At 72.5% G+C, this 25,614-nt stretch carries 21 protein-coding genes; 12 read left to right on the top strand and 9 right to left on the bottom strand.

All coding sequences use genetic code 11. From position 1 onward, the window contains the following. Positions 1–44 precede the first annotated feature (44 nt). The 5 genes from ACY34K_RS31945 to ACY34K_RS31925 all read left to right on the top strand — a co-directional run bounded on the left by ACY34K_RS31945 (position 45) and on the right by ACY34K_RS31925 (position 4,882). A complete protein-coding gene (locus ACY34K_RS31945; protein ID WP_462753410.1) occupies positions 45–833 on the top strand; it encodes a DUF4142 domain-containing protein in 789 nt (262 codons plus the stop codon). A gap of 214 nt (positions 834–1,047) precedes the next feature. After that, on the top strand, positions 1,048–2,352 hold the full coding sequence (locus ACY34K_RS31940; RefSeq protein ID WP_462753408.1) for an MbnB/TglH/ChrH family RiPP precursor modification enzyme: 1,305 nt from the start codon (positions 1,048–1,050) through the stop codon (positions 2,350–2,352). Between the two features lie 5 nt (positions 2,353–2,357). Further along, positions 2,358–3,356: a TIGR04222 domain-containing membrane protein gene (locus tag ACY34K_RS31935; RefSeq protein ID WP_462753406.1), complete on the top strand. Its 999-nt coding sequence runs from the start codon at positions 2,358–2,360 to the stop codon at positions 3,354–3,356. 102 nt (positions 3,357–3,458) lie between these two features. After that, positions 3,459–4,091 carry a DUF4142 domain-containing protein gene (locus ACY34K_RS31930; protein WP_462753404.1) on the top strand — a complete coding sequence of 211 codons (633 nt, stop codon included), beginning with the start codon at positions 3,459–3,461 and terminating at the stop codon, positions 4,089–4,091. A gap of 47 nt (positions 4,092–4,138) precedes the next feature. After that, complete coding sequence (locus ACY34K_RS31925) at positions 4,139–4,882, top strand: TIGR04222 domain-containing membrane protein (protein ID WP_462753402.1); 744 nt, start codon at positions 4,139–4,141, stop codon at positions 4,880–4,882. Between the two features lie 265 nt (positions 4,883–5,147). Here ACY34K_RS31925 and hemQ read toward each other — a convergent pair whose 3' ends face one another. Both hemQ and hemG read right to left on the bottom strand, forming a co-directional pair. Further along, positions 5,148–5,861, bottom strand: a complete 714-nt coding sequence (gene hemQ / locus ACY34K_RS31920) for a hydrogen peroxide-dependent heme synthase (protein ID WP_462753400.1) — start codon at positions 5,859–5,861, stop codon at positions 5,148–5,150. Positions 5,862–5,865: 4 nt separating this feature from the next. Next, positions 5,866–7,293 carry a protoporphyrinogen oxidase gene (gene hemG, locus ACY34K_RS31915; RefSeq protein WP_462753398.1) on the bottom strand — a complete coding sequence of 476 codons (1,428 nt, stop codon included), beginning with the start codon at positions 7,291–7,293 and terminating at the stop codon, positions 5,866–5,868. A gap of 126 nt (positions 7,294–7,419) precedes the next feature. Between hemG and ACY34K_RS31910 the strand changes: the two genes are divergently transcribed. Next, a complete protein-coding gene (locus ACY34K_RS31910; protein WP_462753396.1) occupies positions 7,420–8,427 on the top strand; it encodes a DUF4349 domain-containing protein in 1,008 nt (335 codons plus the stop codon). Positions 8,428–8,437: 10 nt separating this feature from the next. After that, complete coding sequence (locus ACY34K_RS31905) at positions 8,438–9,814, top strand: FAD-dependent oxidoreductase (RefSeq protein WP_462753394.1); 1,377 nt, start codon at positions 8,438–8,440, stop codon at positions 9,812–9,814. A gap of 41 nt (positions 9,815–9,855) precedes the next feature. Here ACY34K_RS31905 and ACY34K_RS31900 read toward each other — a convergent pair whose 3' ends face one another. Both ACY34K_RS31900 and hemE read right to left on the bottom strand, forming a co-directional pair. After that, the gene (locus ACY34K_RS31900) at positions 9,856–10,992 is read right to left on the bottom strand and encodes an acyltransferase family protein (protein WP_462753392.1); all 1,137 of its coding nucleotides are present in this window, start codon (positions 10,990–10,992) and stop codon (positions 9,856–9,858) included. A 53-nt stretch (positions 10,993–11,045) separates the two neighbouring features. Next, complete coding sequence (hemE, locus tag ACY34K_RS31895; RefSeq protein WP_462753389.1) at positions 11,046–12,110, bottom strand: uroporphyrinogen decarboxylase; 1,065 nt, start codon at positions 12,108–12,110, stop codon at positions 11,046–11,048. Positions 12,111–12,201: 91 nt separating this feature from the next. Between hemE and ACY34K_RS31890 the strand changes: the two genes are divergently transcribed. The 3 genes from ACY34K_RS31890 (at position 12,202) to ACY34K_RS31880 (ending at position 16,090) form a co-directional block, all read left to right on the top strand. After that, positions 12,202–12,873: a DUF3000 domain-containing protein gene (locus ACY34K_RS31890; protein WP_462753387.1), complete on the top strand. Its 672-nt coding sequence runs from the start codon at positions 12,202–12,204 to the stop codon at positions 12,871–12,873. 1,189 nt (positions 12,874–14,062) lie between these two features. Continuing rightward, the gene (locus tag ACY34K_RS31885; RefSeq protein WP_329876947.1) at positions 14,063–14,725 is read left to right on the top strand and encodes a helix-turn-helix transcriptional regulator; all 663 of its coding nucleotides are present in this window, start codon (positions 14,063–14,065) and stop codon (positions 14,723–14,725) included. 78 nt (positions 14,726–14,803) lie between these two features. Next, the gene (locus tag ACY34K_RS31880) at positions 14,804–16,090 is read left to right on the top strand and encodes an HRDC domain-containing protein (protein ID WP_462753384.1); all 1,287 of its coding nucleotides are present in this window, start codon (positions 14,804–14,806) and stop codon (positions 16,088–16,090) included. Between the two features lie 126 nt (positions 16,091–16,216). Here ACY34K_RS31880 and ACY34K_RS31875 read toward each other — a convergent pair whose 3' ends face one another. Together ACY34K_RS31875 and ACY34K_RS31870 are read right to left on the bottom strand one after the other, a co-directional pair. Further along, the gene (locus tag ACY34K_RS31875) at positions 16,217–17,341 is read right to left on the bottom strand and encodes an alpha/beta fold hydrolase (protein WP_462753382.1); all 1,125 of its coding nucleotides are present in this window, start codon (positions 17,339–17,341) and stop codon (positions 16,217–16,219) included. Between the two features lie 136 nt (positions 17,342–17,477). Then, positions 17,478–17,789 carry a hypothetical protein gene (locus tag ACY34K_RS31870; protein ID WP_462753380.1) on the bottom strand — a complete coding sequence of 104 codons (312 nt, stop codon included), beginning with the start codon at positions 17,787–17,789 and terminating at the stop codon, positions 17,478–17,480. Between the two features lie 184 nt (positions 17,790–17,973). Here ACY34K_RS31870 and ACY34K_RS31865 point away from each other — a divergent pair, with 184 nt between their 5' ends. Further along, positions 17,974–19,200, top strand: coding sequence for a thiolase family protein (locus ACY34K_RS31865; protein ID WP_462753378.1), 1,227 nt, complete (start codon positions 17,974–17,976; stop codon positions 19,198–19,200). Next, positions 19,197–21,326 carry a 3-hydroxyacyl-CoA dehydrogenase NAD-binding domain-containing protein gene (locus ACY34K_RS31860; RefSeq protein ID WP_462753376.1) on the top strand — a complete coding sequence of 710 codons (2,130 nt, stop codon included), beginning with the start codon at positions 19,197–19,199 and terminating at the stop codon, positions 21,324–21,326. Before ACY34K_RS31865 ends, ACY34K_RS31860 begins: the two co-directional genes overlap by 4 nt. Before the next feature lie 143 nt (positions 21,327–21,469). Here the strand turns inward: ACY34K_RS31860 and recQ are convergent, their stop codons facing one another. The 3 genes from recQ to ACY34K_RS31845 all read right to left on the bottom strand — a co-directional run. After that, positions 21,470–23,335 (bottom strand): DNA helicase RecQ, encoded by a 1,866-nt coding sequence (gene recQ, locus ACY34K_RS31855; RefSeq protein WP_462753374.1) that lies wholly within the window; start codon positions 23,333–23,335, stop codon positions 21,470–21,472. 20 nt (positions 23,336–23,355) lie between these two features. After that, complete coding sequence (locus ACY34K_RS31850; RefSeq protein ID WP_462753372.1) at positions 23,356–24,873, bottom strand: amino acid permease; 1,518 nt, start codon at positions 24,871–24,873, stop codon at positions 23,356–23,358. Positions 24,874–25,026: 153 nt separating this feature from the next. Beyond that, a partial coding sequence (locus tag ACY34K_RS31845; RefSeq protein WP_462753370.1) for a transketolase C-terminal domain-containing protein occupies positions 25,027–25,614 on the bottom strand: 588 nt, incomplete at its 5' end.

The raw sequence follows: 25,614 nt of genomic DNA, 5'->3' as shown, positions 1-25,614 counted from the left end.
CCGGTATACGTACCTCCCACCACATTGGCTCGGGAGGCACTTTGTTGCGGCGCATCAATGGCACGGCACTCATCATCGCGGCGCTGGTCGCCACGGTCGGGGCACTGGCATTCCCGGTCTGGTCGTACGCCGACCGGTCCGGCACGGGGCAGGCCAACCTGAACGCCTCGACCGTCGCCACCCAATGGGGCCCCCTGTCGGCGACCGACCGCGACTTCCTGGTGAAGGTACGGCTCGCCGGTCTCTGGGAGCTGCCGGCGGGTCAGCAGGCGATCGAACGGGCGCCCAGCCAGGCCATCAAGGACTGCGGTGACCACCTCGTCGTCGGCCACACCGACCTGGACCAGCGGGCCCGGGACGTGGCGGCGAAGCTGGGCGTGGAACTGCCGAACCAGCCGAACGAGCAGCAGCAGGGCTGGCTGCAGGAGCTGTCCGCGGCGAGCGGCGAGGAGTACGAGCGCAAGTTCGCCAATCTGCTGCGCAACGCGCACGGCAAGGTCTTCTCCCTGGTGGCCCAGGTGCGGCACACCACCCGCAACACGCTGATACGCCAGCTCGCGACGGACGCCAACCAGACGGTGCTGGACCACATCACGATGCTGGAGGCGACCGGGCGGGTCGACTTCGACGCGATCGCCAACGAGGCGGCCGGCGCGGCCACCGCGAGCCCGTCCGGGCCGCCCGCGCCGAACGGCAACCTGCCGCCCGCGCCGTCGCCCGCGGTGCCGTCGGGGGACCAGTCCTTCACGTCCCGGCCTTCCACCCAGCCCGGACCGCCGACCTCGATCAACACCAACCGTCCGCCGGTGAACGCGGGCTCCGGCAACCAGTAACCTCAAATCAACCTCTGAACATCCCCTCCCGTGGATTGATCGTGATCGGCCGGGGCCATCACCCCTCCGACCGACGCGGCCGGCGAGTGAGCCGAAGGGGCGCGGGCGTCGCGGGGAGAGCGCGGAGGTCCCGGATCGAGGGACCGAGCGCGGTCGACCGTCGACGCCCGCCGAAGCGCCTCGGAGGCGAACGGAGCCGCAGAAAGGGGGGGACATGAGGGAACTGGGTATCGGCATCGGCTGGCGTCCGGAGATCGCGGACGCGGTGGAGGGGCTGCCCGGAGTCGACTGGGTGGAGGTGGTCGCCGAGAACATCTGCGCCGGCCACCTCCCCGACTCGCTGCGGCGACTGCGGGAGCGGGGCGTCACCGTCGTCCCGCACGGGGTCTCCCTGGGCCTGGGCGGCGCGGACCGGCCCGACGCGGCACGGCTGGACGAGCTGGCGGCGAAGGCGACCGCACTGGGCGCGCCGCTGGTCACCGAGCACATCGCGTTCGTGCGGGCCGGAGGGCCGCTCACCGCCTCGCCGGCCCTGGAGGCCGGGCACCTGCTGCCGGTCCCGCGCACCCGGGACGCGCTGGACGTGCTGTGCGAGAACGTCCGCATCGCCCAGGACGCGCTGCCCGTGCCGCTGGCGCTGGAGAACATCGCGGCGCTGATCTCCTGGCCGGGCGAGGAGATGAGCGAGGGACAGTTCCTCGCCGAACTGGTGGAGCGCACCGGGGTGCGGCTGCTGATCGACGTGGCCAATCTGCACACCAACCACGTCAACCGCGGCGAGGACCCGGCGAAGGCGCTGACCGAGTTGCCGGTGGAGGCGATCGCGTACGTGCATGTGGCGGGCGGCGTCGAGCGTGACGGGGTCTGGCACGACACGCACGCCCATCCGGTCCCGCCGCCGGTCCTGGACGTCCTCGCGGACCTGGCCTCCCGGGTGTGTCCGCCCGGTGTCCTGCTGGAGCGGGACGACGACTTCCCGCCGGCCGCCGAGCTGGCCTCGGAACTGACCGCGATCCGCGACACGATCACCCTGGCCCGCTCCGGCACCGCGACCGGGGCGGCGGTGCCGCCGTTCGCGCCGCCGGCGCGCGAGGTCCCGCCCGCCGGGCGGGAGGCGCGCGAACGGGTGGGCATAGCCCAGGCGGCGCTGCTGTCCGCGCTGGTCGCCGGCACGCCCGCGCCCGAGGGATTCGACCACGGGCGGCTGCGGGTGCAGAGCCTGGCGCTGGCCCGCAAGCGCGCCGGGGTCGTCGCCAAGATCGCGCCCGAGCTGCCGGAGATCCTCGGCGGTGCCTTCCGCGCGACGTTCGTGGCGTACGCCAAGTCGCGCCCGATGCGGGGCGGATACCGCCGCGACGCGCTCGACTTCGCCGAGCACCTGCTCATCGCGGGCCGGCCCGACGACCCGGAGGCGCGGCGGCGGCTGACCTCGTGGTGGGAGGAGCGGGCCGGGGCCCGGCCGCCCGGGCGGGCGAGCCGCTTCGTCCGCAGGGCCCGTGCCGCGCTGGCGGGGCGGTGACCGGCATGAACGTCGTCGCACTGCTCCTCTCCGCCGCCGTCGTCGTCTCCTCCGTCCTGCTCATCAGTGGAGTGGCCGCCTCCAGGCGCGGCCCCGGGGGTTCGATCCACTACCGCGTGGAGGCCGCGTTCCTGAACGGCGGGCCGGCCCGCACCGTCGACTCCGCCCTCGCCTCGCTGCAGGGGGACGGCCGTGTGGCCGTGGGCGGGCCCGGCATCGTCCACGTCGTGCGCCCGGTGGGCAACGACCCCGTCGAGCGTGCCGTGCTTCAGGAGCTCGCCGCCGCGCCCAGCGGCGCGCTGCACGTCGTACGGCTCGCCGCCATGCGCAACCCCGCCGTGCAGGAGGTCGGTGACCGGCTCGCCGCCCGCGGACTGATCGTGCCGCGCCGCGCGGGACGCCGCTTCCGCCGGTGGAGCATTGCTCAGGCGATCTGCTGCGGCCTGCTCATCCCGGTCTCGGTGGCGGCGACCGTCGCCGAGTACGCCTGGTCCACGTCGGCGGAGACCCCGTTCCCGTTCGTCCTCAAAGTGGTGCCCGCCCTGGTCGCGGGTCTGGTCGCCGCCCTCGTCTGCGGCTCCGTCGCCGGCGCCCGGCTCACCGGGGCGGGCCGCCGGGCCCTCGTCGCGTACCGCCGGGCCCATGCCCACCTGACCCAGCCGGGGGACCTGGTGGCACTGCACGGGCTGCGCGCGCTTCCCGACCCGGTGCTGCGGGAACAGCTGATCGCGGCGGCTCGGACGCACGGCCGCCGGGGCCGCGCGGCGGGCTCGGGGCAGAGCGACGACGCGTACGCGGCCACGACGATCATCGTGTGGTGCGCGGGCGACGACCCCGGCGGCTCCGGGTGCGGCGGTGGCTGTGGAGGCGGCGGGGGCACGGGGTCCGCGTGCAGCGGCGGCTCCGGCTGCGGAGGCGGCGGAGGCGGTGGCTCCAGCTGCGGAGGCGGCGGAGGAGGCGGTGGAGGTTCCAGCTGCGGAGGGGGCGGCGGAGGCGGCGACTGAGCAAGCCCCAACCGTCCAACTTACCAATGCCGTCCGGGAGTTGACGCGGACTCCGCCGAATCCACCCTCGCTTCCGTCCCGTCGACTAGCGTGCGTCGCATCATGCGTTCGTTCACCGGCACCGGCCTGGTCGTCGTCGCACTGACGGCGACCGTCGCCGCACTCGTCTTCCCGATCTGGTCCTACGCCGACCGTTCCGGCACCGGCATCGCCCGGCTCGAAGCCGGCTCCCGACCGACCCGCTGGGGCCCGCTCTCCGCCGCCGACCGCGAGTTCGTCGCCGGGGTCAGACTCGCCCGGCTCTGGGCGCTGCCGGCCGGCCAGCAGGCGGTCGGGCGCGCCCCGAGCCGCGCCGTCGCCACCGCCGGCCGGCACCTCACGGCCGGGTACACCTACCTCGATGTCCGCGTCCGCGACGTCGCCGCCCGGCTCGGCATGGAGCTGCCGAGCCGGCCCACCGCCCGGCAGCGGGGCTGGCTCGACGAGCTGATGGCGGCGAGCGGACCGGCGTACGAGACGAAGTTCGCCAACATCCTGCGCCGCGCGCACGGCCATTCCCTCGCCCACGCCGCCGGGGTGCGGGCCACCACCCGCAACACGCTCGTGAGGGCGCTGGCCGACGACGCCGGCAGAGCCTTCCTCGACCAGGTACGTGCCCTGGAGGCCACCGGGCTGGTGGACTACGACGCCGTGGCGGCGGAAGCTGCGGAACAGACCGCTCCGCCGTCCACATAGTGGAAACCCCGTGGCGCCCCGCCCCGCGGGTCGCGTACAACTCCGCCATGCTGTGGGTGCCCTTCCTCCTGGTGGCGTGGGCCGTGGCCGCGGTCAGCTGCGCGCGGCTCTGTCTGGCTGCCGTCGAAGCCGCCCGGCCGGTGCCGGGGAAGGCCCGGCAGGACCGTGAACTGAATCTGTACGAGGCGGCGTTCCTGGCCGGCGGACCGCTGCGGGTCACCGATCTCACCCTGGTCTCCATGCACCGCCGCAGGCGGCTGCTGCTCGCCCACACCGGGTGGGCGACCGTCGTCGACCCGGAGGGCGGGGACGAACTGGAGCGCTCCGTCATCGGGGCGATCGGCCCCGACGGTCAGTCCCCGATAGCCACGGTCCGCACCGCCGCGTCCACCGGCGACGCCGTCCACGCGCTCGCCGACCGTCTCGTCGCCGCGGGCCTGGCCGTGCCCGACACCGCGCGCGCCGCCATCACCGCCGCCCTGCGGGCCGTGCGCGGCTCCACCGTCCTCACGCTCGGGCTCGCCGCCGCGGTGGTCTTCGTCCTGCCCGCCGAGCACGTCCCCGAGTCGCCCGGCATGGCGTGGTTCGGGCTCCCCCTGGTGCTCACCGTGGGCTGCCTGGTGATCGCGCGGATCGAGGTCCACCCGTACACCCGGTGGGCCTCCCCCGCCGGCCAGCACCTGCTGCGGAGGATCAGCGCGCGCGACCCGCTGTCCGCGGTCGCCATCGGCGGTGTCAGCACGCTCGACGACCCGGCCCTGCGGGCGGCTCTCACCCATGCGGGTCACTGACGGAAGGACGCCGGTGCGGCGCGCGTCACGCGCGCCGCACCCGGAGCCGGACCCGGTGTCGCTGGAGCGACGGCCGGACGCCGAACCGGGCTTTTGGCCCGGGCGTCCGCCCGCCGTCTGATCTTCCGGGTCGAAGGGTGGCGGCCCTGTGCCGGGCCCCCACCAGGTCGTAAGGCCTAGGCCGGTCCCGCCACCAGGTCGGCGACCGACGTGCGGCGACCGGTGCCGCGTTTCCCGGGGGACGCCCCCCGGACCCCCGGCAGCATCAGGCCAGTCCCGCCACCAGGTCCGCGACCGACTTGCGGCGACCGGTGAAGAACGGGACCTCTTCGCGGACGTGCATACGGGCCTCGGAGGCACGGAGGTGACGCATCAGGTCGACGATGCGGTACAGCTCGTCCGCCTCGAAGGCCAGCAGCCACTCGTAGTCGCCCAGCGAGAACGAGGCGACCGTGTTGGCACGCACATCGGGGTAGCCGCGGGCCATCTTGCCGTGGTCCGCGAGCATGCGGCGGCGGTCCTCGTCGGGCAGCAGGTACCAGTCGTAGGAGCGCACGAAGGGGTAGACGCTGACGTAGTTGCGCGGCGTCTCGTCGGCCAGGAAGGCCGGGATGTGCGACTTGTTGAACTCGGCGGGGCGGTGCAGCGCCATGTTCGACCAGACCGGCTCCAGGGAACGGCCCAGCTTGGTGCGGCGGAAGAGGTTGTACGCCTCCTGGAGCTCGTCCGAGGTCTCGGCGTGCCACCAGATCATGAGGTCGGCGTCGGCGCGCAGCCCGGAGACGTCGTACGTGCCGCGGACGGTGATGTCCTTGGCCGCGAGCTGGTCGAACAGCTCCTGGACCTCGTCGGCGTAGCCGGTCCGGTCCTCGGGCAGCACGTCGCGCAGCTTGAACACGGACCACAGGGTGTAGCGGATGACCTCGTTGAGGTCCTTCGCCTTCTTACCGGCGTTCGGGATCTTTTCGGGCGCACTCATAGGGCTATTCTCGCTCGTCCGCCGGAGTGCCCTGCGCCAGGGTGGGCGTGGCGAGGATCTCGTCCGCCGCGCGGTGGGCACTGGCGATGCAGGCGGGGATGCCGACGCCGTCGTACGCGGCACCGCAGACCCGCAGTCCGGGCAGTTTCGCGACGGCGTCACGGATGCGTCCGACCCTGGCGAGGTGTCCCACGGGGTACTGCGGCAGGCCGCCGATCCAGCGGGTGACCTCGGTGGCGACGGGCCGGGCGGTGAGGCCGGTGGCCGCGGCGAGGTCCGTGAGCGACACGGCGACCAGCTCGGCGTCCTCGCGGTGCAGGTGCTCCTCCTCGCCGTACCGGCCGACGGAGGTCCGCAGCACGAACAGGTCGTCGGAGCCCTCGTCGACCCACGTCCACTTCTGCGAGGAGAAGGTGGACGCCTTGATGGTGCGGCCGTCGACGGGCGGCACGAGGAAGCCGGACCCGGCGGGCAGTGCCGCGGCGTCGCCGCGGCGGAAGGCGAGGGTGATCAGGGTCATCGAGGCGTACTCGACCTCGGCGAGCTCGGCCGCGGCGGCCGGCGACTCGGCGGCCAGCAGCGCGGAGGCGGACCAGGCCGGCGTCGCGAGGACCACCGCGTCGGCGCGGAGCGTCTCGCGGTCGGTACGGATGTGCCAGCTGCCCGCGCCGCGTGTGAGGGCGTGGACGGGGGTCTCGGTGCGGATCTCGCCGCCCCGGGCGGTGATGGCGTCCGCGACGGCGCCGGGGAGCCGGCCCACACCGCCCTCGATGCCCATGAAGGCGGGGCCGGGCTGCTGCCCCGCGGCGGCCCGCTGGACGTCGCGGACGGCCTCGGTCAGCGTGCCGTGGGCCCGGGCGGCGTCGAAGAGCCGGGGGACGGCGGCGCGCATCGAGATCCGGTAGGAGTCGCCCGCGTACACACCGCCGAGGAGGGGTTCCACCAGGCGGTCGACGACCTCGCGGCCCATGCGGTCGGCGACGTACCGGCCGATCGCGACATCGTCGCCGAGCTCGGCGGGCGGCAGGTCGCGGTCCCGGGCGACCCGCCGCAGCCCCTCGTCGGACAGGAGACCGGCGAGCGCGGCGGCGTCGCCCGGAACGCCCATGACGTGACCCGTGGGCATGGGGCGCAGGGCATCCCGGGTCCAGACGGCGGCGGTGGCGGTGGCGGGCGGCTGGAGCCGGTCCCCAAGGCCCACGGCGCGGGCCAGGTCGACGGCCTCGGGGCGGCGGGCGAGCATCGACTCGGCGCCCAGGTCGACGGGTACGCCCTCGATCTCGCCCGCCTGGAGCTTGCCGCCGAGCCGGTCGGTGGCCTCCAGCAGAGTGACGCGCCGTCCGGCGGAGCTCAGCCGGTGCGCGGCGGCGAGGCCGGCGATACCGCCGCCGATGACGACGACATGGCCGCCCTGAGGTGTGTCCGCGTTCATGACTCCACTCTCTCAAATGCCGTAACGAGTCCCGACCGTGACCGGTTCGGAACCGCCGGGCGGCAACCCGTGAACCCGGCTCGTGCGTCGAACCTGCATCATTCATCACGGATTCGTGGGGGGATCATGCGCGTACGACATGCGTTCGCGGCGGTACTGCTCACCGCCTCGCTGGCACTCGCGGGCTGCGGGGCGGCGGACGAGCGGGGCGCTTCGGACAAGCGGGGCGTCGCGAGCGGGGCGAAGGCTCCGGAGGCGGGCGGCCCGGGTCACGCGGCGGAGGAACCGGCCGCCGGTCCGGGTGCCCGGGACGGCGCGAACGGCGCGAAGGCGCCCGGGGCCGCGAAGCCCGCGCCGCGGCAGCACATCATCCGCACCGCCGAGCTGTCCGTGGAGGTCCCGGACGCCACGAAGGCGCTGTCCCGGGCGCGGGCCGCCGCCCTGGACGCGGGCGGGCACGTCGCGAACGAGGACACCGAACGGGTCGACGACACGCACGTGAGCTCGCAGATCGTGCTCCGCGTGCCGCAGGCCTCGTACGAGGAGGTGCTGGGCGAGCTGGCGGGCACGGGCAAGCTGCTCTCCCGCCGGGCGGACGCCAAGGACGTCACCGACCAGGTCGTCGACGTGGAGAGCCGGATCGCGACCCAGCGGGCGAGCGTCGAGCGGGTGCGCAAGCTGATGGATCGGGCGACCCGGCTGGACGACGTGGTCACGCTGGAGGGTCAGTTGACCACCCGTCAGGCCGAGCTTGAATCGCTCCTGGCGCAGCAGGCGGCGCTCAAGGACCGAACGGCGCTGGCGACGATCACCCTGCACCTGAGCGAGCCGGAGGCGCCGGAGGTGGTGCGGGACGACGATCCCGGCTTCCTGGACGCGCTGAGCGGCGGCTGGAACTCCCTGGTGACCGCGGCGAAGTGGGTCGGGATCGTGCTGGCGGCGGTGGCGCCGTGGGCGGCCGTGCTGCTGACCGCGTTCGCCCTGTGGCGGTGGCTGGTGCGGCCGCGGCTGCGGCGGCGGCCGAGGGCCAGGGTGCCGGCCCAGGCGCACGCCCAGGCACCGGCGCAGGCCCAGGCACCGGCCGCGGTCCCGGCCGGGCCGGTTCCGCCTACGCCGGGGACTGATCAGCCGTAGCGTGTTGCGCATGGGACAGCAACGACTGGTCGTCATCGGCGGCGACGCGGCGGGGATGGCCGCCGCGTCGCAGGCCCGCAGGCTGAAGGGCCCGGAGGAACTGGAGATCGTCGCGTTCGAGCGCGGTCACTTCTCCTCGTACTCGGCGTGCGGCATTCCCTACTGGGTGGGCGGCGATGTCGACGGCCCCGACCGCCTCATCGCGCGCACCCCGCAGGAGCACCGGGCGCGGGGGATCGATCTGCGGATGCGGACCGAGGTGACCGAACTCGACCTGGACGGCCGGCGGGTGCGGGCCCGCGACGTGGACACGGGTGCGGAGTCCTGGACCGGCTTCGACAAGCTGGTCCTCGCCACCGGGGCCCGGCCGGTGCGACCGCCGCTGCCCGGCATCGACGCGCCGGGGGTGCACGGCGTGCAGAGCCTCGACGACGGCCGCGCCCTGCTGGACACGCTCGCCACCTCAGGAGGCCGGCGCGCGGTCGTGGTCGGCGCCGGTTACATCGGCGTGGAGATGGCGGAGGCACTGCTCAACCGCGGCTATCAGGTGACCGTCCTGAACCGGGGCGAGGAGCCCATGTCGACACTCGATCCGGACATGGGCCGCCTTGTGCACGAGGCGATGGACGGGCTGGGGATCACCACGGTCGGCGGCGCGGACGTCACCAAGATCCTCACCGGCGGCGACGGCCGGGTCCGCGCGGTCGCCACGGACGACGCGGAGTACCCCGCGGACGTCGTCGTGCTCGGCATGGGCGTGGCCCCGGAGACGACGCTGGCCCGCGCGGCGGGCCTGCCGGTGGGCGAGCACGGCGGTCTGCTGACCGATCTGTCGATGCGGGTGCGCGGCCGGCAGGACATCTGGGCGGGTGGTGACTGCGTCGAGGTCCTGGACCTGGTCTCGGGCCGGGAACGCCACATCCCGCTGGGCACGCACGCCAACAAGCACGGCCAGGTCATCGGCGCCAATGTGGCCGGCGGGTACGGCACCTTCCCGGGCGTCGTCGGCACGGCGGTGAGCAAGGTCTGCTCCCTGGAGATCGCCCGCACGGGTCTGCGTGAGAAGGACGCCGAGGCGGTCGGCCTGCGGTTCGTCACGGTGACGATCGAGTCGACGAGCCGTGCCGGCTACTACCCCGGCGCGGCCCCGATGACGGTCAAGATGCTCGCCGAACGCCGCACGGGCCGGCTGCTCGGCGTCCAGATCGTCGGCCGCGAGGGCGCGGCGAAACGCGTCGACATCGCGGCGGTCGCCCTCACGGCGGGCATGACGGTGGAACAGATCACCGCCCTGGACCTCGGCTACGCGCCCCCGTTCTCCCCGGTCTGGGACCCGGTCCAGGTCGCCTCCCGCAAAGCGGTGACCGCGGTGCGGAACGCCGGCTGACCCGGGGAACGGCCCCGCCGGGCAGAGCCGACCGGGCGGCTTCAGCGCGCGGCGCCGGTGACGCCCTGGATCAGCGCCCGGGACAGCCGCCGCCGCAGCGGACGGGCCACCGGCCGCTCGATCAGCCGGTGCACCAGCCAGGAGGCCAGCAGCATGCCGCCGGTCACCAGCGTCAGCAGGGTGTACGGCGGGAGTACGTTCTCCAGGGCGCCGATGATCTCCCAGCCGATGTTCTGGTGGAGCAGGTAGAGCGGGTAGGTGAGCGCGCCGGCGTAGGGAAGCCAGCGCCACCGCATCCAGGACAGTCGCCCCGTGGCGACCAGGGCCATGACGCCGAAACAGACGGCGAGGACGGCGACGACCGGCCAGAAGGGGATGTCGCGCTCGAAGTAGCCGAGGGTCTGGCGCCAGGTGTGGTGCGCGGAGGGCAGGGCCGCCCCGAAGCAGACCAGCACGATGCCGGTGAGCAGGAGGTTGGGGCGGAAGCGGTACATCAGGAAGAAGGCCATGCCGGCGATGAAGTACCAGCAGTAGTTCGGCATGATCAGCAGCCGCAGGGCCGGGTCACCGGCCTTGGCGAAGAGCATCCCGGTCGCGGCCCAGACACAGCAGAAGGCGAGCACGCGCCGGTAGGTCAGTCCCCACCACGCCATGACGGCGAAGAGGAGGTAGAAGCGGAGTTCGGCGAAGAGGGTCCAGTAGACCCCGTCGGCCTTGGGGACGCCGAGCGGTTCCTCCAGCATCGTGAGGTTCGTGAGGACGTCCGCCCACGGCAGCGGCTTCTGGCCGGCGGGTATCAGCAGGAGTACCGCGGTGGTGGCCAGGACGGCGAACCAGTACGCGGGATACAGCCGGGTCACCCGGGAGACGAAGAATTCCCCCACCGTTCTGTGCCAGCAGCTCATGCATATGACGAAGCCACTGATCAGGAAGAACAGCTCCACGCCCAGCCAGCCGTACGCGGCGAAGGGGAAAGCGGTGGGGAAGAGGGCTTCGACGGACGTCGTCCAGCCCCCGCCGCGCGCCAGGTAGTGGTACGCCACCACCATCAGCGCGGCGAGCAGCCGCAAGCCGTCCAGGGCGGATATGCGCGGGAGGGCGCGGCCGCGCGCGGGCTCGGCCGCGCCCGCAGGCGCCGGCCGCACGCGCGGCAGCGCCAGCGTGTTCGCGTCGTGCATGAAGTGCAGTCCTTGCCTGACGTACCTGTCCTGGCCGGCGTTCCTGCCCTGGCTCAGCGTGCGGTCTCGGTGTGGACGTACTCCACCAGACGGGTCAGGGCGTCCGGGTCGGTCGTCGGCAGGACGCCGTGGCCCAGGTTGAAGACGTGGCCCTCCAGACCGGCGGCGGCGTCGAGGACGTCGCGGGTCTTCGCCTCGACCGCTTCCGGGGTGGAGAAGAGAACGGCCGGGTCGAGGTTGCCCTGGAGCGCCTTGCCGGGACCGACGCGGCGGGCGGCCTCGTCCAGCGGGACACGCCAGTCGACGCCGACGACGTCGGCGCCGGCCTCGCCCATCAGGCCGAGGAGTTCACCGGTGCCGACACCGAAGTGGATGCGGGGCACGCCGTATCCGGCGACGGCGTCGAAGACCTTCGTGGAGGCCGGCATGACCGAGCGGCGGTAGTCGGCGGGGGCCAGGGCGCCCACCCAGGAGTCGAACAGCTGGACCGCTGAGGCACCCGCCTCGATCTGGACCTTCAGGAACGCGGCGGTGATGTCCGCGAGGCGGTCCAGCAGGTCGGCCCACAGCTCGGGGTCCCCGTACATGAGGGCCTTGGTGTGCTCGTGGTTGCGGGACGGGCCGCCCTCGACGAGGTAGCTCGCCAGGGTGAAGGGCGCGCCCGCGAAGCCGATCAGCGGGGTGGTGCCGAGCTCCCCGGTCAGCATGCCGATGGCCTCGGTGACGTAGTGGACGTCCTCGGGGGTGAGGTCGCGCAGCCGCTCCAGGTCCGCGCGGCGGCGGATCGGTTCGGCGACGACCGGGCCGACACCGGGCTTGATGTCGAGGTCGATGCCGATGGCCTTGAGCGGCACCACGATGTCGCTGAAGTAGATCGCGGCGTCGACCTTGTGCCGCCGGACCGGCTGCAGGGTGATCTCGGTGACCAGCTCCGGCCGCATGCACGACTCGAGCATGGGGATGCCTTCGCGGACCTTCAGGTACTCCGGCAGCGAGCGCCCCGCCTGCCGCATGAACCAGACGGGCGTGTGCGGCACGGGCTCGCGTCGGCACGCCCTCAGGAAGGCGGATTCGTAGGTCTGCGTCTGCTGGCCCTTGGGGCGGTCGTTGGCACTCACGTCCCGAATCTTCGCATGTGCGGGTAAGGAGCTTGTGAGGTGAGGGTGTCCCTCCCTGCGCGCGGCCCGTCTTCCGCCTACTCTTCCCCGCATGGCTGCGGCTCAGGGACAGTTTTCCGATCATTCCGACGGCACCGGAGGCACGGACGGCAGGGAGGCGTCTCCCGTCCCACCCGGCTTCCGGCTCGCGGTGGACGCGCTGCGCACGGCACGGCTGCGACCGGAGATCGAACTCGAACCGACCCGCCCGCCGCAGCGGCTCGCCCCGCACGCCTACGCGGTGGAGGCGGCGGTCGTCGAAGGGGACGAGGACCTGGCGGACGGCCGTCTCGTGCTGCTGCACGACCCGGCCGGGCACGAGGCCTGGCAGGGCACGTTTCGGCTGGTGACCCTGGTGCGGGCCGAGCTGGAGCCCGAGATGGCGGCCGACCCGCTGCTGCCGGAGGTGTGCTGGTCCTGGCTGACCGGCGCGCTGGAGGCGCGTGGCCTGTCGTACGGGGAGGCGGCGGGCACCGTCACCCGTGCGGGCTCTCACTACTTCGGTGGACTCGCCGAGCGCAGGCCCGCGACGCAGATCGAGATCCGCGCGTCCTGGACACCGCGCGAGGGCCGGGGCGGCGTGCCGGACACGGCGGCGCACCTGGCGGCCTGGTGCGACCTGCTGTGCCAGATCGCAGGCCTCCCCCCGTCGGGCCCGGGCCCCCTGGACACGCCGTCGGGGGTGGTCTCGCTCCCCCAGCGCCGCGGCCCCCAGCAGCCCTAGGACGCTTCCTACGAGGGCACCTCCCGTACCCGAAGGGCCATGGGGGCATGGGCGACCGGCGACGACCCGGCAGCCGCGCGTTCCGAGGTCGGTCGCGAGCCCGGAACGATCCGTAAAGAGGCGCCCTCGCCGTACGCGGCCACCACGCGGTTTCGAGGGGCGCCCGCCGACCCGGCGTCCTGCCGTGACGGGTCGGGTCCGCGGGCCCTGTCGGCACTCCCCCGGTTCCTTTCTGGACCACGCAGGCACGCGGCCGACTCGTCTGCAGCCTCCGCGGCACCGGCCGGCGCCGTCGCCACTACCCGCCGTCCCAGCGACCGGCCACGCATGCACCGCGCGCACCCCCTGCCTTACGGGCCCCACCAGCCACGGCGACCACCACCCGCCGCCGGCCCCGCACCACCGCAGCAGCCCGGTCCACGGGGCACGCAACCCACCGCGAGGGACCCGCCGACAGGGCCGGCGGGTGAGCCGACGCCGTCCGCCCCGCTCCCACCCCTGCCTGGGCCCACCGCCCCCGGCGGCCTGTCCGCGGCCCCCGACCGGCGCCGTCGACACCACCCGCCGCCCCGGCGACCGGCCACGCGTGCCCCGAGCACCTCGCGCCAACGCAGGGCCCGCCGGCCACGCCGACCCGCGCCTCCCCCGGACCGCCACCCCTTGCTCTCCGACCGGCTGCCCGGCGACCCGGTGCCGCACACGACAGCCTCAGAGCCCGGAACAGCCCGGTCCCCGGGGGGCACCGAGCGCATTTCGCACCGCAGGCCGCCCCAGCCACGTCGGCCGGGCGCGGGTCCAGGGGCCGTCGCCGCGGGGCGGCGCGCGGCCGGGCCGGCCGCCCGCGCCCGGCGCCGGACGCGCGGGATACCGTGCGCCCCCCGCGATGCGCCTGTGCCCCGGACCCTGCCGCCGGGGCCGGGCGTTGGGCAGTGCGACGGGCCCGCCGACGCGGCCCGTCCCGGGCGCTCGGCCCCGGGACGTGGCCCCCGTCCGTCGTGCCCGGACACTCCGGGGCGCTCGTAGGATGATCGATCACGCATCCGAATTGCCCCAATTGTTACTCACCAAATAGTGATCTTCCTCTAAAGGCGGGCGGGCAGGCTGCCGAAGAGGTCTGTGACCCTTCAAACACGGTTCGCCCGGCTTCTTCCCCGAGCCGGCTGTGTCCCGCACCTTCCCAGGAGGCCTGGTGTCCGTTCTCCTCGAGCAGCCCGCAAGCCTGGTCGCCTACCGCCCGAACAAGCCGACGGCCATGGTCGTCGTGGCCGACCCGCGCGTCCGCTCCACCGTCACCCGCCACCTGTGGGCCCTCGGAGTGCGTGACGTCATCGAGGCGTCGTCCATCGCGGAGGCTCGTCCCCGCGTCGGCAACCCGCGCGACATCTGCGTTGCCGACGTCCACCTGCCCGACGGTTCCGGGCTGACCCTGCTTTCCGAGACCCGCGCGGCGGGCTGGCCCAACGGCCTCGCCCTGTCCGCGGCCGACGACATCGGTGCCGTGCGCAACGCCCTGGCGGGCGGCGTCAAGGGCTACGTCGTCACCGGCACCCGTACGAACATCGGGCACCCCACCCGACCCGGCGCCGCCCCCATCGGCGCCGCCGCCGCCCGGCTGCACCGCCGTCCCCCCGGCGCCCCGAGCCACCCGGGCGGCTACCGCGAGCTCTCCGGCCGTGAGGTCGAGGTCCTCCGGCTCGTGGCCGAGGGCCAGTCCAACAAGGCCATCGGCGTCTCCATGGGCCTGTCCGCGCTCACCGTCAAGAGCCACCTGGCGCGAATCGCGCGCAAACTCGGCACCGGCGACCGGGCGGGCATGGTGGCCGTCGCACTCCGTACGGGAATCATCCACTGACCGGTTTACACAACATCCGCGCTCGTCGACGGAACGTTCCGTCGACGAGCGCCTTCCGTTCACGGATACCCTTGACAGGTGACCGACGCCCAAGAGACCGCAGCAGAGACAGCACTGCGAACCGCCGGGGGCGGCCCCCCGGACGACGGCGTCGCAGTTGACGGGGTCCCGATCCCCTTGCTCGAGCCCCGCGAGGGCATTCCGCCCGTGGTGGCCGACGAGCATGCCCTCGCCGAGGTGATCGCCGCGTTCGCGGCGGGCTCCGGCCCCGTCGCCGTCGACGCAGAGCGCGCGTCCGGATACCGCTACGGGCAGCGGGCCTACCTCGTACAGATGCGCCGCCAGGGCGCGGGCACCGCGCTGATCGACCCGGTCGGCTGCCCGGACCTGTCGGGGCTGGGCGAGGCCCTGGCCGGCACCGAGTGGATCCTGCACGCCGCGACCCAGGACCTCCCGTGCCTGCGGGAAATAGGCATGCTGCCGTCCCGGCTGTTCGACACGGAGCTGGCCGGGCGCCTCGCGGGCTTCCCGCGGGTCGGCCTGGGCGCGATGGTCGAGTCGGTGCTGGGCTACGCCCTGGAGAAGGGGCACTCGGCCGTGGACTGGTCCACCCGCCCGCTGCCCGAGCCCTGGCTCCGGTACGCCGCGCTGGACGTCGAGCTGCTCGTCGACCTGCGTGACGCACTGGAGAAGGAGCTCGACCGGCAGGGGAAGCTGGAGTGGGCCCACCAGGAGTTCGACGCCATCGCCTCCGCCCCGCCGCCGCCCCCGCGCAAGGACCCATGGCGCCGTACGTCGGGGATGCACAAGGTCCGCCGGCGCCGGCAGATGGCCGTCGTGCGCGAGCTGTGGACCGCGCGGGACCGGATCGCCCAGCGGCGCGACGTGTCCCCCGGCAAGGTCCTCGGCGACGCCGCGATCGTGGAGGCGGCCCTGGCCCTGCCGCCCAATGTGCACGCGCTGACCGCACTGCCCGGCTTCGGCCACCGGATGGGCCGGCGTCAGCTGGAGCACTGGCAGGCCGCGGTCGACCGGGCCAGGACGCTGCCGGACGCGCAGCTGCCGCAGCCCGGTCAGCCGGTGGCGGGCCCTCCGCCGCCGCGGGCGTGGGCGGACAAGGACCCGGCCGCCGCCGCCCGGCTGTCGGCGGCCCGTGCGGCGGTCTCGGCGCTCGCCGAGTCGCTGAACCTGCCGCCGGAGAACCTGATCACTCCGGACACGGTCCGCCGCGTGTGCTGGGAGCCGCCGCAGGAGACCACGGCCGAGGCGGTCATGGGCGCGCTCGCCGGGTACGGCGCACGCCCCTGGCAGATCGAGCAGGTCACGCCGGTGCTGGTGGCGGCGCTGACGTCGGCGAAGGGCTGAGCCAGTACACCCGGAGCCCCCGGCCGTTCGCGGCCGGGGGCTCGATCGTGTCCCGGGCAGGTTTCGAAAGTGGCGTCGTCCGCCCGGAGGGCGGGCCCCGGCCGGACGGGACTTCCGAAGCAAGCCCTAGGGGGCCGGGCTGAGGACGCCGTTCTCGTCCATGTCGAAGACGCCCTGGGTCTTGCCGTCGACCGTGAGGTGCTTGAGCCAGTGCTTGGAGAGGTTGTGGACGTTCTTGTGCTGCATCTCCCACACCACCGAGTGCCCGGCGCAGGCCAGCTTGACCATGAGCTTGTGCTGCCCCGCGACGGCGTTGTAGAGGGCGGGTACGGAGAAGTTGAGCTCAGGGTCGGGGCTCGGGGGCGAGGTGTTCACCTGCCGGTCGTACTCGCCGTACACCATGAGGACCGGCACCCTGCCGCCGAGGACGCCGCCCTGGGCCGCGGTGGTCTCGTTCCAGCCCCACCGGACGAAGTTCCTGATCCGGTTCAGGCCCTCCGGCGGGCCCCAGGTGCTGCCGACGGAGTCGTTGGCCATGATCGCGTCCCACACCACCTCCTTCATCTCTTCTTCACGCTGGCCCTCGCAGTGCACCTCGTTGCCCCAGCCGTTCCAGGTTCCGTCCCTCGTGCTGAGGAAGGTCGGGAAGCCGGGGCGCGGCAGCGGACTCGGTGGGGTCGACGTGCCCTTGGGCGGGAAGATCGGCGCCAGCAGGAACAGGCTCTCCACCCTGTCCGGGTTCTTCACCGCGTACGGCCCCATCGTGAACGCGGCGGCGGACCAGCCGATGAAGGCGAGCTTGTCCACCTCGCACCGCGCGCGGACGAACTCCACGACGGTGTTCAGCTCGTCGCGGTCGCTGAACGAGTTGTTCAGCTGGAACGGATAGTTCGGCGGACCCGGCGTGAATCCGGGCGGTCGCGGTGTCAGCAGGTGCTGGTGGGCCGGGTTGACGTTGCGCGGATCGTCCATCTTGGGACGCGGCGACCGGCCGGAGCCCTGGAGATCCATCATGAACACGTCGTAACCGGCCTTGGCCAGGTGCTCCGCCCAGCTGTACGACTTGTGCCGGAGGTCGCAGCCGGCGAGTACCGGGACGCTCCGGCCGTGCAGCACGAGGACGGGTTTGCGCGGCCCGCCGCCGCCCGCCGTGTCCCGCACCTCCCGCACGAAGAGCTTGACCATCTCGTCCTTGTTGGCGGGGACGGTGGACTTGTGGGGAACCTCGTGGTCTGTGGTGTCGATCGCCATGGAAGTCCGTTCTGTGGTCCGGCCGGGACACCATGTCCCGGCCGGACCAGCCTGGGCCCGCAGCGCACCCGCCGCCACGGGACAGGCGTCGCCCCAGGCCCAATCGGGCGAGGCGACGGGCGCCCCCGTACCGCGGCTACATGCCCCAGACGCACAGGTGGTACGTGGACTGCGCGTTGAAGGTGATCGTCTCGTTCACGTCCAGCCTGGTGACGAACTCGGTCTCCCGGTCGATGAAACCGCTCTGGTTCTTGTCGAAGTAGACGTTGATGGCGCGGTTGGTGCGGTTCCGCGCCTGCTGGAAGCCCCAGTAGGCACGCTCGATGCCGGAACTGCACCGGACGATCTCGTTGTCGACGTCGACGTTCTGGATGTCGCCGCCGGGCAGGTAGAGGCAGAGGCGGCCGCTGTTGCAGGTATATGTGCGAGTACGCGGATTTTCGGACACGCGAGGCCGAGCCGGATCACGGCGGGTTTCCGCCGTCCGTCCGGTGGTCGCGGAGTGTGACCTTCGCCGCTCCGGGCGGGGGGACTGTGCAGTCTGGTTACCCGTAAGTAGCATGGGGGCAGCAAGCGCACGCTTAGCCGTGTGCCCGCAGCAGTGCCACCCCGCACCCTGGAGGAGAGCCATCGTGCCTCGTACCGTCAGGGACGTCGTCTTCGTCGACGGCGTCCGCACCCCGTTCGGCAAGGCGGGCCCGAAGGGCATCTACCACGAGACCCGCGCCGACGATCTCGTCGTGAAGGCGATCCGGGAGCTGCTGCGCCGCAACCCGGACCTCGACCCCAAGAAGATCGACGAGGTCGCCATCGCCGCGACCACCCAGATCGGTGACCAGGGTCTGACCATCGGCCGGACCGCGGGCATCCTCGCCGGTCTGCCGCAGTCCGTCCCGGGCTACTCGATCGACCGCATGTGCGCGGGTGCGCTGACCGCCGTGACCTCGGTCGCCGGCAGCGTCGCCTTCGGCGCGTACGACATCGCCGTCGCCGGCGGTGTCGAGCACATGGGCCGCCACCCGATGGGTGAGGGCGTCGACCCCAACCCGCGTTTCGTCTCCGAGAAGCTGGTCGACGAGTCCGCCCTGTTCATGGGCATGACGGCGGAGAACCTGCACGACCGGTACCCGACGATCACCAAGCAGCGCGCCGACGAGTACGCCGTGCGCTCGCAGGAGAAGGCCGCCAAGGCCTACGCCAACGGCAAGATCCAGCAGGACCTGGTTCCGATCTCGGTGCGGCGCACCAACCCGGAGGCCGGCGAGACCGGCTGGGGCCTGGTCACCGCCGACGAGCCGATGCGCCCGGGCACCACCCTGGAGAGCCTGGCCGGCCTGAAGACGCCGTTCCGTACGCACGGCCGCGTCACCGCCGGTAACGCCGCCGGTCTGAACGACGGTGCCACCGCCTCGCTGATCGCCTCCGAGGACTTCGCCCGCGAGAACGGCCTCCCGGTCAAGATGCGCCTGGTCTCGTACGCCTTCGCCGGCGTCGAGCCGGAGGTCATGGGTTACGGTCCGATCCCGGCGACCGAGAAGGCGCTGGCCCAGGCCGGCCTGTCGATCTCCGACATCGGTCTCTTCGAGATCAACGAGGCCTTCGCCGTCCAGGTCCTGGCCTTCCTGGAGCACTACGGCATCGCCGACGACGACGCGCGCGTCAACCAGTACGGCGGCGCCATCGCCTTCGGGCACCCGCTCGCCTCCTCCGGCGTCCGTCTGATGACGCAGCTGGCCCGCCAGTTCGAGGAGCAGCCGGAGGTCCGCTACGGCCTCACCACCATGTGCGTCGGCTTCGGCATGGGCGCCACGGTCATCTGGGAGAACCCGCACCACAAGGACGCCGGAGGCACCAAGTGAGCACCACCGCTGAGCTGTTGAAGGGTGCGGCCGAGCTCTTCCCGGACGAGGTCGTCACGAGCGCGCACGTACGCCACTTCGACCTGCCGTTCGGCGCGGGCCGGTTCGCGCTGATCACGCTGGACAACGGCTTCGACCACACCAAGCCGACCACCTTCGGGCCGCAGTCGCTCGCCAACCTCAACGTGGCGATCGACCAGGTCGAGAAGGAGGCCTCCGAGGGCACCATCGTCGGTGTCGGCATCACGGGCAAGCCGTTCATCTTCGCGGTCGGCGCCGACCTCAAGGGCGTCGAGCTGCTGAAGCGCCACGAGGACGCGCTGGCCATCGGCAAGGGCGGCCACGACGTCTTCAAGCGGCTCTCCGCGCTGGCCGTGCCCACCTTCGCGTACTACAACGGCGCGGCCATGGGCGGCGGTGTCGAGGTCGGTCTGCACTGCACGTACCGCACCGTGTCGGCGGCCCTGCCGGCGTTCTCTCTGCCCGAGGTCTTCCTCGGTCTGGTCCCGGGCTGGGGCGGCTGCACCGTCCTGCCGAACCTGATCGGTGCCGAGCGCGCGGTCTCGGTCATCATCGAGAACTCGCTCAACCAGAACAAGCAGCTCAATGGCAAGCAGGTCTTCGAGCTCGGCATCGCCGACGCGATCTTCGAGGGCGCGGACTTCCTGGAGCAGTCGCTGCTGTGGACGGCGTCCGTCCTCAAGGGCGACATCGTGGTCGAGCGTGCCGACGTCGACCGCGGCGAGGCCTGGGACCAGGCCGTCGCCAAGGGCCGGTTCATCGCCGACTCCAAGGTGCACGGTGCGGCCCCGGCCGCCTACCGCGCCCTGGACATCATCGAGGCGGCCAAGGACGGCGACCTGCAGAAGGGCTTCGACGCCGAGGACACGGCGCTCGCCGACCTCATCATGGGCGGCGAGCTGCGCTCCGGCATCTACGCCTTCAACCTGGTCCAGAAGCGCGCCAAGCGCCCGGCCGGTGCCCCGGACAAGTCCCTGGCCCGCCCGGTCACCAAGGTCGGTGTCGTCGGCGCCGGTCTGATGGCCTCCCAGCTGGCGCTGCTGTTCCTGCGCCGCCTGGAGGTCCCGGTCGTCCTCACGGACATCGACCAGGAGCGTGTCGACAAGGGCGTGGGCTACGTCCACGCCGAGATCGACAAGCTGCTCGGCAAGGGCCGCATCAACCAGGACAAGGCCAACCGCCTGAAGGCCCTGGTCACCGGTGTCCTGGACAAGGCCGAGGGCTTCGCGGACGCGGACTTCATCATCGAGGCCGTGTTCGAGGAGATGTCGGTCAAGCAGAAGGTGTTCGCGGAGGTCGAGGCGGTCGCCCCGGCGCACGCCATCCTCGCCACCAACACCTCCTCGCTCTCCGTCAGCGAGATGGCGTCGAAGCTCCAGCACCCGGAGCGCGTGGTCGGCTTCCACTTCTTCAACCCGGTCGCGATCCTCCCGCTGCTGGAGATCGTCCGCGGTGAGAAGACCGACGACGCGTCCCTCGCCACCGCCTTCGGTGTCGCGAAGAAGCTGAAGAAGACCGCGGTCCTGACGAAGGACGCTCCGGCGTTCGTCGTGAACCGCATCCTCACCCGCTTCATGGGCGAGATCCAGAACATCATCGACGAGGGCACCCCGGTGGCCACGGCGGAGAAGGCGGTCGAGCCGCTGGGTCTGCCGATGTCCCCGCTGGTCCTCCTGGAGCTCGTCGGCCCGGCCATCGGTCTGCACGTCTCCGAGACCCTGAACCGCGCCTTCCCGGAGCGCTTCACGGTCTCCCCCAACCTGAAGGCCGTCGTCGAGGCCGGCAAGCGCGGCTTCTACGTCTACGACTCCGGCAAGCCGGAGCTGGACCCGGAGGTCGCCGCGCTCCTCAAGCAGGGCGACGTCGTCCTGACCGAGGAGCAGGCCCGCGACCGCGTCCTGGACGCCGTCGCGCAGGAGATCGGCCTGATGCTGGAGGAGGGTGTCGTCGCCGAGGCGCAGGACATCGACCTGTGCCTGATCACGGGCGCCGGCTGGCCCTTCCACCTGGGCGGCATCACGCCGTACCTGGACCGTGAGGGTGTCTCGCAGCGGGTGAACGGCAAGCCGTTCCTGGCTCCGGGCGTCGCGAGCGTCCCGGCGTAACCGCCGGCGGAACGAACGGACGGGCCGTACGGGAGCAGATCCCGTACGGCCCGTCCGTCATGTCCGGCGGCCGTCGCCGTCGCCCCGGACCGCTGTCGGGGACGGCTCGCCCCGGACACGGTCCCGGACGGGCGGTGGGCGCGTCAGCTCTCGGCGAGCGCGTCGAGAACCTGCTGCCCGTACTTGGCCAGCTTGTTCTCGCCGACGCCGCTGACCGAGCCGAGTTCGGCGAGCGTCGCCGGAGGCGCGGCGGCGATCTCGCGCAGCGTCGCGTCGTGGAAGATGACGTAGGCGGGCACGCCCTGCTCCTTGGCGGTGGCGGCGCGCCAGGCCCGCAGCCGCTCGAAGACCGGCACGGCCTCCTCGGGCAGGTCGGCGGCCGCCGTCCGGCCCGCCTTGGCCGTCTTGGGGGTGCGCGAGGCGCGGGCGGGCCGCTCGGGTTCGCTGCGCATCAGCACCTCGCGCCGGCCGCCGAGCACGTCGGCGGAGGCGTCGGTGAGGGCGAGGGTGTTGTACTCGCCCTGGACGGCGAGGAGCCGCTGGGCGAGCAGCTGGCGGACGACGCCGCGCCACTGGGCTTCGGTGAGGTCGGTGCCGATCCCGAACACGCTGAGGGCGTCGTGGTCGAACTTGATGACCTTGGCGGTCTTGCGGCCGAGGAGGATGTCGAGGATCTGGCCGACGCCGAAGGACTGGTTGCGCTCGCGCTTGAGGCGCACGACGGTCGACAGCACCTTCTGCGCGGCGATGGTGCCGTCCCAGGTCTTGGGCGGGGTCAGGCAGGTGTCGCAGTTGCCGCACGGGGAGCTCTCCTCGCCGAAGTAGGCGAGGAGCTGGACGCGGCGGCACTCGGCGGTCTCGCACAGTGCCAGCATGGCGTCGAGGTGGGCGGCGAGCCGGCGGCGGTGGTCGTCGTCGCCCTCGCCGGTTTCGATCATCCGGCGCTGCTGGACCACGTCCTGGAGGCCGTAGGCCAGCCAGGCGGTGGAGGGCAGGCCGTCACGGCCGGCCCGGCCGGTCTCCTGGTAATAGCCCTCGACGGACTTGGGCAGGTCCAGGTGGGCGACGAACCGCACATCGGGCTTGTCGATGCCCATGCCGAAGGCGATCGTCGCGACGACGACCAGACCGTCCTCGCGCAGGAACCGGGCCTGGTTCTCGGCGCGGGTCCGGGCGTCCAGCCCGGCGTGGTACGGCACGGCGTCGATGCCGTGCTCCACGAGGTAGGCGGCCGTCTTGTCGACCGACGCCCGTGACAGGCAGTAGACGATGCCCGCGTCGCCGGCGTGCTCACCGCGCAGCAGTTCCAGCAGCTGCCGCTTGGGCTCGTTCTTCGGGGCGATGCGGTACTGGATGTTGGGCCGGTCGAAGCTGGCCACGAAGTGCCGGGCCCCGGTGAGGTTCAGCCGGTTCGCGATCTCCGCGTGGGTGGCCCTGGTGGCGGTCGCGGTCAGGGCGATCCGGGGTACGTCGGGCCACCGCTCGTGCAGGGAGGACAGCTGGAGGTAGTCGGGCCGGAAGTCGTGGCCCCACTGGGCGACACAGTGCGCCTCGTCGATCGCGAACAGCGAGATGGTGCCGCGCTGAAGCAGCGCGAGCGTGGACTCCACGCGCAGCCGCTCCGGCGCGAGGTAGAGCAGGTCCAGTTCCCCGGCGGCGAACTCGGCCTCCACCAGCCGCCGCTCGTCGAGGTCCTGGGTGGAGTTGAGGAACCCGGCCCGCACGCCGAGCGCCCGCAGCGCGTCGACCTGGTCCTGCATGAGGGCGATCAGCGGGGAGACGACGACTCCGACGCCCCGGCGGACCAGGGCGGGGATCTGGTAGCAGAGCGATTTGCCGCCACCGGTCGGCATGAGGACGAGGGCGTCACCCCCGCCCACGACGTGGTCGATGATCTCCCGCTGCGGCCCGCGGAACGCGTCGTAACCGAAGACCCGTTCCAGTACGCGCAGTGCCTCGTCGGCCGTCCGGTGGTCGGCGTGGGGGTGATCGCCCTCGGGGGAAGTCATCCGCCGATTCTACGGACCCGCTAGGTGGCCCGGGTGCCCATCGGGTACTTGTGGCCGCCCAGCCGGCTGTGCGAGCGGCCGTAGAGGAAGTAGACGACGATGCCGATGGCCATCCACACGGCGAAGCGGAACCAGGTCTCGCCGGGCAGGTTGAGCATCAGCCACACCGAGGCGGCGATCGACAGGATGGGGATGACCGGAACCCAGGGGGTGCGGAAGGCACGGTGCAGGTCCGGGCGGGTGCGGCGGAGGATCATCACACCGATGGCGACGACGACGAACGCGAAGAGCGTGCCGATGTTCACCAGGGTGGCGAGCTCGTCGATGCTGGTGAAGCCCGCGACGATGGCGATGATCACGCCGAGCAGGATGGTCGGGCGGTAGGGGGTGCGGAAGCGGGGGTGGGTGACGGAGAAGAAGCGCGGGAGGAGCCCGTCGCGGCTCATCGCGAAGAACACCCGGGTCTGGCCGAGGAGCAGGATCAGGCAGACGGTGGTGAGGCCGACGGCGGCGCCGAAGCTGATCACGCCGGCGTAGAAGGGGTGGCCGACGGACTTGAAGGCGTCCGCCAGCGGGGCGCTGGTGGACAGCTCGCTGTAGTGCTGCATGCCGGTCACCACGAGGGCGACGGCGACGTAGAGCACGGTGCAGATGAGGAGCGAGCCGAGGATGCCGCGCGGCATGTCGCGCTGCGGCAGTTTGGTCTCCTCGGCGGCCGTGGCCACCACGTCGAAGCCGATGAAGGCGAAGAAGACGACGGACGCGGCGGTGAAGATGCCCATGACGCCGAAGTTGGTGGCTTCGTAGCCGAAGATCGTCTGGACCAGGGGTGCGTCCCAGCCGGACGAGGAGGGCGGGGTCACGGCGTCGGGGATGAACGGCGAGTAGTTGTCGCCGACGACGAAGAACAGTCCCGCGATGATCACGATCATGACGACGGTGACCTTGATGGCCACGACGATGGCGGTGATGCGGGCGGACAGCTTCATGCCGACGACGAGGACCGCGGTCAGCACCAGGACCAGCAGGAAGGCCAGGAGGTCGAAGGTGCCGTCGGCGGCGTCCGGCCCTTGCAGGGCCGCTGGTAGCGTCCACTCGGCGTTCTCCATCAGTGAGCGCACATAGCCGGACCAGCCGACGGCGACCACGGCCGTTCCGAGGGCGAACTCGAGGACGAGGTCCCAGCCGATGATCCAGGCCGGCAGTTCGCCCAGGGACGCGTACGCGAAGGTGTACGCGGATCCGGCGACCGGCACCGTGGAGGCGAACTCGGCGTAGCAGAGGGCGGCCAGCGCGCAGGCGATACCGGCGGCGACGAAGGCCAGGGCGGTCGCGGGGCCCGCGTTCTCCTTGGCCACCTTGCCGGTGAGCACGAAGATGCCGGTGCCGATGATGACGCCGACGCCGAAGACCGTCAGGTCCCATGCGGAGAGGGACTTCTTGAGTGCGTGTTCCGGTTCCTCGGTGTCCCGGATCGACTGCTCGATGCTCTTCGTCCGGAACAGCCCGGAGTCGGGTGACTGCTGGCCTGTGCTCACCGGCGTACCTCCGTACCCATCGGCCCGTATAGCCATGATCGAGAAGGGTGCGGGGTGGCGCCCGCCCACAGAGTGCGTTTCACACGAAAGGGCCGGCCGGAAACCCCTGGGGTACTCCGACCGGCCCTATGCGGTGGGTGGTGGCGCCGTGCGTCAGTCGCGGGCGGGCTCGGCCTCCGGGGCCGCCACGGAGGTCTCGCCGCTGGTCCTGGCGTTGGGGAGGCCGTCGAGCTTGGCGACCAGACCGGTGACCTGGCGGGCGATGTCCGGGGCGGTCAGGCCGATCTCGGCCATGACCTCCTTGCGGGAGGCGTGGTCGAGGAAGCGCTGCGGGATGCCGAAGTCGCGCAGCGGCATGTCGACGCCGGCGTCGCGCAGGGCCTGCGCGATCGCGGAGCCGACGCCGCCGACCCGGCCGTTGTCCTCGACGGTGACGACGACGCGGTGCTGCTCGGCGAGCGGCGCCATGGCCTCGTCGACCGGCTTGACCCAGCGCGGGTCGACGACGGTGGTCGAGATGCCCTGCTTGTCGAGCAGGTCGGCGATCTCCAGGCACATGGGCGCGAGCGCGCCGACGGAGACCAGGAGGACGTCCGGACCGACGGTGCCGGCCTCGCGGAGCACGTCCATGCCGCCGATGCGGCCGACGGCCTCGACGGCCGGGCCGACGGCACCCTTGGAGTAGCGCACGACGGTCGGCGCGTCGTCGACCTCGACGGCCTCGCGGAGCTGGGCCCGGAC

It is taken from the genome of Streptomyces sp. STAM6, assembly GCF_054963715.1.
The sequence above is the reverse complement of the archived record's forward strand: the minus strand, read 5'-3'. Positions and strand labels throughout refer to the sequence as shown.